Genomic DNA, 14365 nt, shown 5'->3' on the forward strand with positions numbered 1-14365 from the left:
TCCGTTTAATGATGATCGGATTTCAGCAAGGCATCGATGTCGGCGAGTTTCACGCGGAAGACTTCGGTCTGCAGCTTATTGCGTGAGAAGGCGATATAGAGGGAACCGTCGTGCTCGATGACGTGCGGGTATTGTAGACTGGCGATGCCGGCACTGAATTTCTTGTTTAGCGAGGCAAGCTCAGCGGGGAGTTCGGCTGGAGAGGGGATTTCCAGCTTCGCCAGGCGGGTGAAAGTTTTGTTGTCGGGGCTGACTGCGAGGTGGAGTTCGCGGCGGTTGACCTGGGGATTTGCATTGAGGACGAGTATACGGTAGCCGTGGCTGGTGGCCAGCGAAAACAGTTTGCTTTTGGCGTTGGGGAAGTTAGAGAGGACCGGGGTATCCCAGGTGCGACCTTCATCTTGAGACGTCGAGAAGAAGAGCCGTTGCGATTTGCCGTTATCGCGGAAGAGTGCATACAGGCTGTTGTCGGGCAGGACCCAGAAGATCGGTTCGTCGGGACGGAAGCCCGAGACCTGTTTGACGCCCACGACGGGAAAGGACTGCCAGTCGTCGAGCGCTTTGACACCGCCGATCAGTACGCTGACATTGAACCGCGAATCGCGGCGGGTGAGAATCCAGTTGTCGGAAGGAAGCTTCTGCGGGGGGAAGTTATTGATGGCGTTGTCGTAGAGCTTGCCTTCATAGACCCACTTATCCTGCTGTGGTTCCCAGCGGTAGGCAACCAGTTCCAGGTGTTTTTTATCCGGAGGGCCGAACGCGCCGTGTCCCTGGTATTTCGCTGCTAATGCCAGCAGTTGACCATCGCGGAGCCAGAGTCCGCGGGCGATGAAGGCGTGGGGCTGTTTGGGAGTGCCGGTGACCGATTTTGCCGGGCTCCAGTGGAGACCATCGACGCTGGTGGCGTATTTAATTTCCTGGGTCGGTTCGTCTTCGATGCGGGGGCCGTCGCTCCAGATGCACCAGAACTTGCCATCATGATAGATCAGGTAGTTGTGCAGGTTCAGTCGCAGGTCGCGGAGGTCGATCTTGTCTGATTTTCTCGGGTAAGGGCCCAGGGCCGCCGGATTGATGATGGCGTGTTCGCCTTTGAGTACCGGGAGACTTTGATAATCGATGGCCGCGGGATCGGTGCCGGAACCGGGGAGGTTCAGGACGGTGACCGGCGGGGTAGTCTTTTCTGCTCCCGAAATAGGAGTGATCGCAGCGGTGATTGAGGTCAGAAGGGTGAGCGTATAAATCAGCTGTTTCATGACTGGGGTTCCCTGGTGGAAGCGTGGTTGAGTTCAGGTTGATGTTTGAGGATCTGACCATCATGGGCCAGTTGCTGTTGCAGTTCGTGAATCGGAATGTTGCGGGGGGCACACTGTTGCTGAATCGCCAGGTGGGCGGCGACGCCGGCGGCCTGCCCGAGGGCCATCCAGGTCGGTTCCATTCTAATAGACGAAAAGGCGACGTGCGTCGTCGAGGCGGCTACCGGGACGAGGAGTCCGTCGATGGTTTGCGGCACCATGATCCGATAGGGGATCTCGTAGGGGCGGGTGATCTGGTCCAGCATGCCGAGATAGCCTTCGAGGACGATGGTGTCGCCCGGTTGTTTTGGCTGACAGGGGAAGCTGTCGATGGGGAACTCGCCGATAGCGATGGTGTCGGCGAAGGTTTTGATTTCTGCCTGGTCGATCTCCTGCTCTGGCTGATGGGTGATGTGCCGTTCCGTGAGGGTGAATTCTCCCTGGAGACGACGGCCCTCGCGGATGTAGAGCTGCCAGGGGAAATGTTGGTTATCGGTGAATTCATCCTGCGGGAGATGATATTGTCGGGCGATCTGGCGATGCTGCGCTGGAATCTGCGCGTCGTTTTGCAGGAACCAGATCAGGCCGAGAGTGCGATTACAGATGCGGGTGGAGATAGCGGCGCGGGTGGCGGCATCTCCGGTGATATAGCCGCGGTTCAGTTCCGGAAAGGGGAAGCCGAGCGGACGCGGGTTGATGTTGACGTCGGTTTTGTGATTGGGGAGCGGCGTGACGCTGAGGGCGCGGACCAGTGTGTTAAAGTGTGCCGGTTCGTAGCCCCGACCCGGTTTAAGTTGCAGCGGACCGGCCAGACGACCGGCGGCCAGATCGTCAAAGTAGCCGAGATAGTGGCGGCGGTCATAGTCGGGAGGCGGCTCTGTTAAGGGAGCCGCGTTCGCGGGATCGGTGGTCAGGCAGAGACGGTAGGTGTAGGCGGGGAGTCGGTCGTCGCCTGCCCCTGTGCTGCCGGGGAGGAACTGTTGTCGCTGGTAGTCGAAGTAGATCTGGCCGGCGTGGGGTTCGTCGAATTCGTCGCGGGACTCGCGTCCCAGTCGGAAGTCGGCGCCCGCAGCGGCCAGGAGATCGCCTTCATAGGTGGCGTCGAGGAAGACCTGAGCGTGGACGGTGACGCGTTCTCCCCTGGGGCTGAGCACGTCAATTGTTGTCAGTCGGTTTTCGCTGGTGGTCGCGGAGTCCAGAGAGTGTCCGGTGAGGACTGTGATCTGCGGCTGTTCCTGGAGCATGTCGTGGAAGACGGTTTCGGCGACCGAGGGTTCGAAGTAATAGCCGTCCTGGCAGAGAGCGATGTTCTCTGAATCGGGGGCATAGCGATCGAGGTAGTACTGGTGGATGCGCTGTGTCAATTCCTGAAACAGGCCGCCGATCAGGTGGCGGCGTTCGACGTCGCTTTTGCCCAGACCGCTGGTGGACATCCCGCCGAGGTGGGCCTGGGGTTCGATCAAGAGTACACTGCGCCCGAGGCGGGCGGCTGCGATGGCTGCGGCGATGCCGCCGGGGGGGCCCCCGAGGATGGCGATGTCGGTCTGCAGAGTGTTGCTCATGGCAGTTGCTCCTGCGTCCAGACGGTCAGGCCGGTGAGATCACGGGTGTTGGGACTGCGGAAGAGGCTGATCAGCAGCGCCAAGGAAATGAAGGCCAGATTGACGAACAGGCCGACCCAGTAAGTGTGAATCTGGATAGACCAGGCTGCGGGCAGCCAGCCGCTGGTGCTCAGGCCGAGATAGAGGTTAACCAGGATCGCCCCGGCCAGTCCGATGACAGCGGCGGTGTTATCAACGCGGCGGGTGAAAAAGCCGAGCATGAACAGGCCGAGCAGACAGCCGCCAAAGACAGAGGCGATGATCCAACTGAGGTCGTTCATACTTTCCTTTTCGACGGTACTGAAGAAGACGGCACCGCCGATCATGGCGGCTGAGGCCAGGACGGCGATCAGGCGGGCGAACCGCAGGTAGAAGCGGTCGTCCCTGCCCGGGGCCAGCCAGGGTTTGAGCAGGTCGACCGTGGTGACGGTGGCGATGGAGTTGATCGAGGAGTCGAGGCTCGACATGGCAGCCGCGAGGACTCCCGAAATGACGAGCCCGGCCAGGCCCGCGGGGACCTGAGTGAGGATGAACCAGGGAAAGACTTCGTCGGCCTGGAGGTTGGCGACTGCGGATTCCGGGAAGACGCGATAGAAGACGAAGACGCAGGTGCCGACGAGGAAGAAGAAGGACCAGGTCAACACGGCGAGGACGGAATAGAGCGTGGTCGCTTTGCGGGCTTCGCGGAGGCTGCGGGCGGCGATGAACCGCTGGACGACGTTCTGGTCGCTGGAGTAAATCGTCAGCCAGTTGAGCAGGCCCAGCAGGGAGACGGTCCAGAAGGTGCGTTCGGTCAGGTTGAAATCAAACGAGCCGATGCCGAACTTACCCTGGGCGGAACCGACTTCAAAGACCTGTGCGAGTCCGCCGGGCAGACGCGTGACGATGATCGTGAAACAGAGAATGCCCCCCAGCCAGAGGACGATGGTCTGAATGACGTCGGTCCAGATGACGGCTTCGATTCCGCCGGCGATGGTGTAGAAGGAGATGAAAATGCCCACTCCTACGATGACGAGGCGGATATCCCAGCCGGTGAGCAGGCTGACCGGAATCGAAACCAGGAAGAGGACTTTCCCGAGGCGAATCAGTTGCAGGAGAATGAAACTGAGGGTGCCGTATAGACGGGGGATGGTGCCGTAACGGTCGCCCAGGTATTCGAAGGCACTGGTGGTATTCCCCCGACGAAAGAAGGGAATGAAGACGATGATGGCCAGTACCGCGACAAAGGGTAAGGTGAGGTTGGAGATCAGCTGGCGCCAGTCGAGGGCGAAGGCGGCCGCCGGGAAGGCGAGGAACGTGACCGAGCTGATGGAGGTGCCCAGCATGGAGAGGCCGATGGCCCAGCCGGGGAAATTCCGATCGCCGAGGAAGTAGTGTTCGGTCGACTGGTTGCGGCGGGAAAACCAGATTCCCATTCCCGCCATGAGCGTGAGATAGACGAGGATCGCGGCCAGGTCGAGCGGGCGAAAGTGAACCGAATTGGCGAGGAGCACTGATAACATAATCGGCCATCCTACTGTTGACGGTGCCGGTGCGGAATAGGAGAATCGGTTATTTATATGTCAAAAACGATCATCGGGAGTGGCTGTGTTGGAGAGTCCTTTTCAGTATGTTGCGAGCAGCCGGGTGCGGTTTCACCAGGAACTGCATCTGCGGCCCCGACGGATCTCGCATTATCGGTTTCTGTATGTGGAAGCGGGTAGCGGCGAGTATCGAATTGCCGAGGAAGCGTTTCAGGTCACTTCCGGTTGGCTGGGCCTCCTGGCACCCGGAGTGCGGGAGAACCGGTATTTCGGGCGGGAGCCGGTGTCGTATCTGTTCGTGGAATTTCAGGCGGCGACGCGGCTGACTGAACAGCCTGCGGTCCCCTTCCCGGGCCAGGATCCGCAGCGGTCGGCGCTGATCGGTTTGTTGAAAACGATCCAGGCGGAGCAGGCGGATGCGGGGGGCTGTCTCTTGGCGGCTGCGGTGCGGCTGATGTTTCCGGAGGGCGACCAAGACACACAGCGACGGCTGGATGATCGACTGCGGAAGGTGGTACGGTTGATTGAGGCGGCCCCGGATCAGAATCATCGGATCAGCGAACTGGCGGAGATCGCGGGGCTCTCGGAGCCGCACCTCAGGCGGTTGTTTCGCGAGCAGATGGGCGAGAGTCCCAAGCAGTTTCTGAGACGGACCCGCATGGAATTCGCCCGGCGGCTGATGCAGCAGGAGGGGCTGCGGGTGGGAGAAGTCGCGCACCTGTTGGGGTTTGCGAGTGTCTTTCAGTTCTCGGCCCAGTATCGGCAGGTGCTGGGGCATCCGCCTTCGGAGGATCGGGGGACGGGGTGATGCAGACTCTGGGAATCTTCGTGTGGAGCCAGGATGGAGTTGTTATTATACGAAGATTGTCAATCACTTATCTGTCAGCTATCGTGTTGGTCAGGCTGGAGGAACATGTTTAAGAAAATTACTAATGGTTTCATCTTCGCGATCTTCATGTTGCTAATACCAATCATCTTACCTGTTTCGCTAATTCAGTCTCAGCTTGAAAAGCGAAAGATGAGACAACTGGCGAGTCGGTTTGTCTGTCTGGAATGCGGTGAAGTGCTCGGAGTCGAGGCAATCCGACTGGCGAATGAACGCTGGGATGAGATCGTGAAAGCAATCATCGCAAAGAGTGAACCAGGAACCAGACTGAGGCTGGTACGCACGGTCGAAGCGCTCTGTCCGCACTGTGGTTGCCAGTATCTGTATCATAAAATGGAGCAGACTTTCTTGAAGCGATCAGAAATTGTGGGGCAGGATCCCGCGGATGCTGAAATGAAGGATCGTTGATATCGTATCTAACCTGATGTCATTTGAGATGCTGGAATGCAGTTTGTTGTGAAGTTCTGATTGTGTCGTAATCAGGGGCAGCTTTAGTAGAACTATGGAATATGATCCGATCTATCATGTGACCTGTCGGCTTCAGCAGGAGTCGGGGCGGGAGTTGATTCTCAATCAGCTGGAACAGTCACAGACTTATGCCGGGATGCTGGAAGGCGTTCCTGACAAGAAAGCCAATGATTGGGGAATTGATGTTGATCTGCGGCGTGCTGCCCGTCGTGAGTATACACTGGGAGAGCCGTATCTGATTCCGCCGCGCCGTCGTGATTATCAACATGATCCGGGGGACATGGAGCAGGAGCGTGCGCGGCGAGCGCATTATCCCGCAGAGTGGGAACGCGATCCGGAGTGGATCCCGCTGGTTTGTTGTATTGGCTGTTTCCGTTCGTTTCCACCAGTCAACGATCCTGAAAAGCATGGCTCCAGCCTGACGGTGGTCTGGTATCAGGATGATTATGCGCTGCCGATCGCTGCTGAGATATTACGATCGTTGAAACAACTGGACTGGGATTCTCTGGCGATCGATTTTGAGTATTGAGGGTTCGACAGATCTTGCAGGGACGCTCCCTGCTCTGGAGAAACTGCTTGCAGTCTGCAGTCCTGAGTGCTACGTTGAAGCTGGCACTAGTCTCGATCAAAGCATGACAGTCTCACAGTAAGCTTTACAGTGTGAGGGGGAGACTCTGCCTGAGCCGCGATGGCGGTTCGCATTTCTTCTGATCACAGTCTGTGGCGTATGCATGCTGTCGCTATAAGTGTGCTCATTCAATCTACAGGAGTGTGAAATGTTCGTTCACGATCTGGTGCAGGCGCAACGTACCTTGCTACGAAATGTCTGGTTTTGCTGTCTGGGGCTGGCGTTGCTCACGGTTGCACCGCTGGTAGTGCAGGCAGATGAGGAACCGCGGACTTCAGAAAATGATCCGGAACTGCAAGAGGACCTGAAGAAACTACAAGGGACATGGGAACTTTACCACGGCAATGAACTCAAAGGAGCGCCCAATACGCGCAGCGTGAAGATTATCGAAGGCAACACAGAAACGATGCGGCGTTATAACCTGCAGGGGAAATTGGCTCGTGAATGGCAGATGGAATTCATTCTGCAGAAAGATGGGGATTTGAAGATCTTTACGTTTTATCCCGTCGGGGGAAAACCCGGTCAGGGCGCTTCGTTTCTGTATCGCATCCAGGGGGATCGTTTTTTTGATGTGCCGGGGATGTTCACGGGTGAAAAATACCGCAACTATCTGCGGGAGCCGGCGTTCTGGGTCTGGAACCGAGTAAAAGATGAGGACGCGGACAGACAGAAGCAGACGAAATTGACGCCCGCGCAGCTGAATATTATCACGGTGATGCCGGGGGATCATATCTTTGTGGGGCACCGCCATCAGAACAAGTATCGAGAGATGAATCTGGATGAGCTGAAAGCGCACCTGGAAAAATATAAACCGAAGCAGGTCACGCTGGCCGTAGATCAGAAAGCGGATATGGAATTTACGAACAAGGTGATTAAACTGTGCCAGGACCTGGAAGTGAAGGAGCTGGAGATCAGAAAGACGAGTGATGATCCGCTCTTGAAGTCGGAAGCCAAACCAGAAGCCAAACCAGAAGCGAAGCCTGAAGCAAAGCCGGAACAGTCAGCCACAATATTTTAGCAGGTGTTCCGTAATGACCGGTCGACCGAATGACTGTCCGCTGTGTGCGGCTCCTGTGGAATACAAGCTGGATGCTGACGCCGAATCGCTCTGTTGTCCGGTGTGTGGCTGCCGGATCGAGGGGGCCTCGCTGCTGCTGGCGTTCTGGGAACGGGAGCGGACGGCGATCGAACTCTCACTCTCCGGCCCTGTGACACTGGAGACCCGGCTAAGCGAACTGGAGTATGAATCACTGACGCTGGTCGAACTGGTGATGTTGCTGGAAGGCAATGTCGATGTCGTCGGTTCAGAAGTGGATTATGAGGCATTGAATCAGGCGCAAACCATGCGTGAGCTGTTAGGCCGCCTGTCGCATCTGGTCGAGGCACGGCGACACTGACTGTGTTTCTGAGAACGGGATTGTGACTGAAATCAGACAACAGGAGAAATCATGAGCGAGCGACTGGAGGAGAAAACGAATCCGTTGATGGAGGCGGTGACCTCTGACGCACGGTGGGAGTTAGAAGACGAGCTGCTGGTCCAGGTGCTGGGCTTTACGCTGTATGGTTATGCGTTTGGTGTGGGGCGTGTCATCTTTCTGATGGATGTGGAGGACATCAATGCGAGTGTGGCGGGACAACTGGCGGCACTGGGAGTCGGTCCGAAATATGCGCAGGGTTTGGTCGAAGCGGCGTTCGAATGTTTTATGAATGAAGAGGATCAATCGGTGCATTCGCAACTGGTGAATATCGGGCACTCGCATATCGCATCCGAGGATTTGAGCGAGTGTGTGGAATCGATTTTCACGAACACCGAAACCCTGCGCGAGCATCTGGAATGAGCTGGTGGCGTAGTGTTGGCACGCGCTGAGGCGCAAGTTTGATGTGCACACACCTGAGAATCGTAGTGTCATATAACGACTGCGGGAATTCCTGAGATTAATTGTGTTTCTCTCTGAAAACGTTTTTGAACTGGTGATCAGTATGGTATAAGTGTGAGTGTTCTGTGCTGGCTCCAGTACAGGCGCGGCAGAAGCCCAACAGCGCGCGACGTGGCCTTCTGCATTCTACATTAGCACGAATGACGACATCACATCAGGGGGAATGAGCTATGAGTAACGCAGAAGCGGCGTCGCAGGAAGAAATGATCCAGGCTGTCTATCACTTTGCTGCAGAGAAGATGCGGGACGGCGCGTCGAATCAGGAGATCCAGAAGGCACTGATGGAACAGGGCGTCGATGAAGAATCAGCGGGCATCATCGTGACGCAGTTGAATGAACTGCGGGATCAACAGGCGAAAGAAGCCGGTCAGAAAAACATGATGTTTGGCGCCCTGTGGTGCATCGGCGGGATCGTGATTACCGCACTGACCTATTCCGCTGCTTCCGAAGGGGGTTCCTATGTGGTGGCCTGGGGCGCGATTATTCTTGGTGCCGTTCAGTTCTTCCGGGGGATGTTTCAGTCCGGGATGTGAGTGGCTGCTGAATGTGACTGACTGAGAGATGACAACAATGATTAATGGGAACCAGACAAGCAATGAGCAAATATACTTACCGGGATGAAACCGGTTTTTCTAAATTCTTAGTTGTATTGATCGTGTTGTCGGCCCTGTTGAACAGCGTGGCCGTGGGTAGCAGCGTGATGTTGTATGACATGCTGGTCGCGGTGCAGAAGGGAGCCGAAGTCACGGATGAAGTGGCCAATGCACACGATGCGCGTCAGCTGGTGATTGGGCTGGTCCAACTCGCGGCTGCCATTTTCATTGGAATCATTTTCCTGATGTGGGTGTATCGGATGTGTCGCAATGCCCACAGTATTGAGAATGCAAAGCTCGATATTACTCCGGGCTGGGCGGTAGGCTGGTATTTCGTTCCGCTTGCGAATCTCTGGAAGCCTTACCAGGCGATGAAGGAGACGTATGAAGCATTTATCAATCGTGAGAATGATTCGATGATCCTGCCCCTCTGGTGGTTCGCCTGGATTGTGGCGAGCATCATGGCGCGGGTCTCAACCCGGTTTGCAACGGAGACCGATACACTGGACCAGATTATGACGGGGGTCCAGGTCACGATTATTACTGATGTGATTGCCGTGTTCCTGGATGTGGTTGCGATCCTGATGGTCGTAACGGTCAGTCGTGCCTGCAATGAGCGTTTCGCGGTCGATCATTTCGAAGCCGCGACGGAAGACTGGGAGTGAGCGCGACCTGGCAATGGCTTTGGGCGTTCAAAATATTATGAGGCTGAATATGGCGAATGAACGATCTGTAATCGAAGTGCCGGCTACACCGGAGTATGTGCTGGAGGTGCTGCTGGAGCAGTCGCGCCAAGAGTGGTGCAAGCTGTCCTGCACACCCCCGGATCCGATTCTGGTGACACTTGATTCTCCGTTTGAAGAACTCTGTGAAGTGTGCGACTTCCAGGATTCTGAGGACATCTATTTCTGCCCCATTACCTGGTTTGATCTCAAGTATAATGAATGGGATGCTGCACTGGCTGGTAGCGTATTGGAATCAACTCGTGATTACTGTGAGATCATAGCTTCTTTGATTACCATGCCTCGGATTCCGCTGAGATCCTTTTGTGGCAAAATCTGTCAGCCGGCATCCGTTTTTCTTTCGATTCGAGCTCTGTTGCAGGAAGCGGGAGCCGATGTGAAAGACATCGCACCTTCGACTTCGTTGAAGGAATTCACCCGCTGTTACACGGAAACGTTCCTGGGGCCGATTGCAAAGCTGGCGCCCGGTTCTCTGCCGGATGTGGATCTGGATGACGGGGGTAAGTTTCGCAGAGAAATGATAAAAGGCCTCTGGAGCATACCCGTGCTGATTGGGTTTTTGATCAAAAGCTGGGCTCCCCTCTATTTTGTTATCGTACTTCTGGTTTACCTGAAATTGATTTTAGACTCCTGGGGGGATGAAACAGCGTCGAATGCACGAGTCGATTTTGGAGAGTTGCGTACTTTTCGGGATCTGTCGGAACTGATTGCCCAGCGTGCTGTGTTTCAAGCGTGAGTGGTGCAAAAGAAAGAGTATGATCTTTGAAATGTCGAATTCTATTTATAAAAAGTCTACCGGATTCACGGATGTTCTGATCAGCTTGATTCTCCTGTCAGCGATTCTGGACGGAGTGGCGGTTGTCAAGAATTATCAGCAGTATGAACTGCTGATGTCTGCGAAGAATGGTGTGGATGTGAAGATGGATGAAGCAGGTTCCCTTCTGGTGCATCTCTTTCTGATCAATGTGACGCAACTGGGGTTCAACATTGTTCTCGGGATACTGTTTCTGATGTGGGTCTATCGAATGTGTCGTAATGCGCACTGTGTGGAAGCCGGTAAACCAACGGCTTCGCCGGTCTGGGCGGCAGGGGTTTATTTGATTCCGGTGTTGAATATGTGGAAGCCCTATCTGATTATGAAAGAGATCTACGAAGCCTTCAGACAGCGACCGAGCGACAGCAAAGTACTACCGTTCTGGTGGTCTGCGTGGGTGCTGAGCAATGTTGTCGGATGTTTTACATCACACTATATGTCGCGTGCTGAAACACTGGATGAACTGCTGGTGGCCAGTCGCTGGGGGATTGCGTTAGACGCATCGCTGATCATTCTCAATATCGCGGCGGCCCTGATGGTTTATGTGGTGAATGAGGCGTCTGTCGAGTGGCATGAAGTAACGCAATACAAAGATCTGGGAGTCTACTGGGAACTGGTCTGAGCTGGATCAGAATGGGAGTATGATATGGATGGCGATCTGCTGATATTAAAAGAACCAGTGACTGCAAAATATGTGCTGTCGGTGTTTCGGGAACAGCATCGACTCTATTTTCTGCTTGATTATAATATGCTCCCGCGAGAGGAATTGACCAGCGAATCGACGGTTGAAGAGTGGCGGGAACAGATGGACCTGCTTGACTGGCGGCCTCTGGGTCAGGCGGAGAATGAACTCTGGGAGATCAATCTGCCGGATGAAGAATGGAAGCAGGTGCTGGAGCCCGAGGATGAGAAAACTCTGGGAGGTGTGTGTGAGTTGATCGCCCGGCATGCATCTGCCCCCGTGATTCGTGACGAGACGTTTTTCGGGAAACCATGTCGCCCTGCCTCGGCGTTTCTGACGATCCAGGCTCTGTTACAGGAAGCTGGCGCGGATGTGTCTGAGATTTCGCCTTCGACAGATTTGAGTGAGTATTCTTATCAGTATGGCCGGACCTTCCTTTATAAAGTTGCCAATCTGTCGCCGGGGACTCTCCCCCGACCTGAGATTCTGAATGGGGATTCGTATCGAGGGGCCGATCTGAGCCTGCTCTGGATGACGGGGACGCTGCCTTTCGCGTTGATGTTTTCTCTGGGGATCGGGAGTCCCTGGTTCCTGTTAATTCCCGGAGTGTTTTTCCTGATGTATCTGCTGTTTCGCTGGGAACTTCAGCTGCTGGGAGGCAAACAGTTGAAATTTGGTGAACTGAAAACTTTTCGTGATCTGGCGGAACTGATGGCAGCCGAGGCACCGGTAGTGCGGGTGTGATTAAGGAAACTCAGATGGAAGTGACAGAGTGTATCGAACGCGTGCCGGCGACGCCGGAGTATGTGCTGGACGTGCTGCAGGACTGGTATCGGACTGAATATTATTGCGAGTATGGTCGCTTTCCGCAGACGGAGTTTCAGTTTGAGACGACGGTGGATGACTGGGATTGTGAGCTGGGCTATGAATTTTACAGCTGGAAGGATCTGGCCCGATATCTAAATACGATGTGGCGACTGGAACTCGGCCAGCAGGTGTGGAAGGAAGTGCTGTACCCAGAAGAAGATCAGACATTGCGGGGTGTGTGTGAGTTGATTGCCCGGCATGTGACGGTGCCGGTGATCCGGGAAGAGACGTATTTCGGGAAGCCGTGCCGCCCTGCTTCGGCGTTTCAGGCGATTCGGGGACTGTTGGAGGCGGACGGCGTTGATGTGTCAGACGTCGGTCCTGCGACGGATCTGGGGCCCTATCTGAAAACGCATTTTAGCGCGCTGGTCGGCTCCCTGCTCTTACTGGTACCGGGGCGACTGCCCGGGGTGCGCGTGGTGCGTACGACGCTGCAAAGGGTGCTGAATCGAATCATCTTCTGTTTGATTGGGCTGTGGGTGGCTGGGATACCGCTGGCGTGTGTGGAGCCGCGGGTGTTGTATCTGTTTTTGATCCTGGTTCCCCTTTATCTGGTGGTGCACTTCATTGCTTATCGACTGCGACCAGCCCGCATTGAGCTGGGGGAACTGCAGACATTTCGGGAACTGGCGGAACTGGTGGCGGGGACTACCTGAGTGATAGAGCGATGTCAGATCAATACCTGATCACTGTGGGGCGAGCCCAAAGTACCACCCGGGTAGCGTAATCAATGTGCAAAAAAGAGCAGGAACTGGTCTCACCGGGGCTGACGCTCTGCGGCTCATGGTTTTCACTGCTGCACTGCAGTGGTATCTGGTTTTCAGCTACGTGTGATGGGGGACATTTCGTATCATTGGCTGCTGAGTGAGGTGACGACGTTGGTTGGCGGGACTTTGGGTTGGTGCGTTGTCCTTCCCGTTGCATGAATGCACTGACCGTTTCCTGTGGTCTGCGACCACCCCGAATTGCATTCGGGGTCACCCTGTTTTATGTATCAGGCCTGTTTTACAGAGAGCTGTTCCGGTAAGGGAGACGGGCTCTGCTGCTGACTGCGATAATGGCGAATGGCAAAGGAATGGTGTTGGTCATGAAAGTGATCCTGATGTTGTTGAGCTGGTTCATTCTCGATCCGTTCTGCCGAATGAGGCTGTTGGTGGTGATGATCAATAGAAATGATTTTGTGGAACGACAGGTGGGCGTCAAGAGGGAATTGTGCTTTGAGTACTTCGGGAAATGCAGTGAGTATTCAGTGAGTTGCCTGCGAAACAGGTTGAATGTGCTCCGAAATGATTTGAAATCATACGAGACAGGGCGAACCGATGCGGGTTGTTCCGGTGAAAAACTGGAAAAATCGACGGTGATTCAGGTGAACTCCGGGCACTTAAGCGTCGTGTTCCAGTGCACGCATCGTCCGCCTCGCGCGCGAAGCACAATTGCAACACTTTACGATTCGGAGAGTGACGATCAAGTGCAATCTGAGCATGTACCGGTGAGCCAGGTTCAGTGATAAAAATGATTGACGAAGTAGAACAGGCGGTTTGTGATTGACGAGATAATTTAATCCGGATTCGGGCCGACTGCGTTGATGCTAAAGGGAAGTCAGAAAATGAACCGGTTTCTATTCCTGATGTGGCGCGAAGCTCACTTTGGCAGTGCTGTTCTGATATGATAATTACTGAATGAAAATATACGTTTGAGTAGCCGATGTGATTCGGCGGGAGAGAGTTTCATGCAAAAAGAAGATGTGGCTTATATTGGTTGTCGACTGGTGGGGCTGTTCTATGCAATGAAGGCGCTGGAGACGGTGGCATCGTTCGTGATGATGATTGTGGCCTTCAGAGCGGGGGCTGAATTTCCGGCATCGAAGGCGGCGATGTTTTATATGCAACTGATGCCGTTCACGTTTTATACGATTGCGGCCTGCATGCTCTGGTTTGGAGCCGGGACAATTGTCAAATATCTGCTGCCGGAGTGTGATACTAAAGCTTCCTCCTCCAAACCAACTGTCGAGCAGATTCAATCGGTGCTGTTTTCCGCAGTGGGGCTGCTGGTGCTGACCTGGGGAATCACAGATTTAGGGAACGTACTGTTTCAACTGTTTCAGTTGAAAAAAGCCAGCAATTATGCCGTGATTTCCACGACGCTGCAGGCCCAGTGTGTGGCGGTGGCCTGCCGGCTGTTGCTGGGGTTCTTACTGGTGTTTGGTTCGCGTGGATTGAGCGGTCTGTTGACACGGCTGAGGCAGCCTGAGCTCAGGTGAAAGTCACTGTTCGTATTACGCAGAGTTTTCATGGCCGAAATCAGCAGCGACGATAGATGTAATCTGATCCG

16 protein-coding genes are annotated in these 14365 nt (G+C 54.9%); 13 read left to right on the top strand and 3 right to left on the bottom strand.

The features are described 5' to 3' along the window. Positions 1-5: 5 nt before the first annotated feature. The 3 genes from RID21_RS15650 to RID21_RS15660 are packed head-to-tail and all read right to left on the bottom strand — an operon-like array spanning position 6 to position 4395. The gene (locus tag RID21_RS15650; RefSeq protein ID WP_350190387.1) at positions 6-1253 is read right to left on the bottom strand and encodes an exo-alpha-sialidase; all 1248 of its coding nucleotides are present in this window, start codon (positions 1251-1253) and stop codon (positions 6-8) included. Next, complete coding sequence (locus tag RID21_RS15655) at positions 1250-2854, bottom strand: FAD-dependent oxidoreductase (RefSeq protein ID WP_350190389.1); 1605 nt, start codon at positions 2852-2854, stop codon at positions 1250-1252. The genes RID21_RS15650 and RID21_RS15655 overlap by 4 nt, the downstream gene beginning before the upstream one ends. Further along, positions 2851-4395, bottom strand: coding sequence for a sodium:solute symporter family protein (locus tag RID21_RS15660; protein WP_350190391.1), 1545 nt, complete (start codon positions 4393-4395; stop codon positions 2851-2853). The genes RID21_RS15655 and RID21_RS15660 overlap by 4 nt, the downstream gene beginning before the upstream one ends. 85 nt (positions 4396-4480) lie before the next feature. Between RID21_RS15660 and RID21_RS15665 the strand changes: the two genes are divergently transcribed. From RID21_RS15665 to RID21_RS15725, 13 genes are all read left to right on the top strand, one after another. After that, on the top strand, positions 4481-5224 hold the full coding sequence (locus RID21_RS15665) for an AraC family transcriptional regulator (protein WP_350190393.1): 744 nt from the start codon (positions 4481-4483) through the stop codon (positions 5222-5224). A gap of 210 nt (positions 5225-5434) precedes the next feature. Beyond that, positions 5435-5710, top strand: a complete 276-nt coding sequence (locus tag RID21_RS15670; protein WP_350190395.1) for a hypothetical protein — start codon at positions 5435-5437, stop codon at positions 5708-5710. Between the two features lie 94 nt (positions 5711-5804). Beyond that, complete coding sequence (locus tag RID21_RS15675; protein ID WP_350190397.1) at positions 5805-6299, top strand: hypothetical protein; 495 nt, start codon at positions 5805-5807, stop codon at positions 6297-6299. Positions 6300-6546: 247 nt separating this feature from the next. Continuing rightward, on the top strand, positions 6547-7416 hold the full coding sequence (locus tag RID21_RS15680; protein ID WP_350190399.1) for a hypothetical protein: 870 nt from the start codon (positions 6547-6549) through the stop codon (positions 7414-7416). A 13-nt stretch (positions 7417-7429) separates the two neighbouring features. Next, positions 7430-7795, top strand: coding sequence for a hypothetical protein (locus RID21_RS15685; protein ID WP_350190401.1), 366 nt, complete (start codon positions 7430-7432; stop codon positions 7793-7795). Positions 7796-7846: 51 nt separating this feature from the next. After that, a complete protein-coding gene (locus tag RID21_RS15690; protein WP_350190403.1) occupies positions 7847-8236 on the top strand; it encodes a hypothetical protein in 390 nt (129 codons plus the stop codon). A 269-nt stretch (positions 8237-8505) separates the two neighbouring features. After that, positions 8506-8868, top strand: coding sequence for a hypothetical protein (locus RID21_RS15695; protein WP_350190405.1), 363 nt, complete (start codon positions 8506-8508; stop codon positions 8866-8868). A gap of 62 nt (positions 8869-8930) precedes the next feature. Then, on the top strand, positions 8931-9593 hold the full coding sequence (locus RID21_RS15700) for a DUF4328 domain-containing protein (protein WP_350190407.1): 663 nt from the start codon (positions 8931-8933) through the stop codon (positions 9591-9593). 49 nt (positions 9594-9642) lie between these two features. Beyond that, complete coding sequence (locus tag RID21_RS15705) at positions 9643-10407, top strand: hypothetical protein (protein ID WP_350190409.1); 765 nt, start codon at positions 9643-9645, stop codon at positions 10405-10407. A 31-nt stretch (positions 10408-10438) separates the two neighbouring features. After that, positions 10439-11107: a DUF4328 domain-containing protein gene (locus RID21_RS15710; protein WP_350190411.1), complete on the top strand. Its 669-nt coding sequence runs from the start codon at positions 10439-10441 to the stop codon at positions 11105-11107. A gap of 24 nt (positions 11108-11131) precedes the next feature. Continuing rightward, entirely contained in the window at positions 11132-11911 is a 780-nt protein-coding gene (locus RID21_RS15715) for a hypothetical protein (protein WP_350190413.1), read from the top strand. Positions 11912-11925: 14 nt separating this feature from the next. Next, positions 11926-12690, top strand: a complete 765-nt coding sequence (locus tag RID21_RS15720) for a hypothetical protein (protein WP_350190415.1) — start codon at positions 11926-11928, stop codon at positions 12688-12690. Positions 12691-13763: 1073 nt separating this feature from the next. Then, positions 13764-14294 carry a hypothetical protein gene (locus tag RID21_RS15725; protein ID WP_350190417.1) on the top strand — a complete coding sequence of 177 codons (531 nt, stop codon included), beginning with the start codon at positions 13764-13766 and terminating at the stop codon, positions 14292-14294. The last annotated feature ends 71 nt before the right edge of the window (positions 14295-14365 follow it).

This window comes from Gimesia sp., from assembly GCF_040219335.1.
In the GTDB taxonomy this organism is placed as follows: domain Bacteria; phylum Planctomycetota; class Planctomycetia; order Planctomycetales; family Planctomycetaceae; genus Gimesia.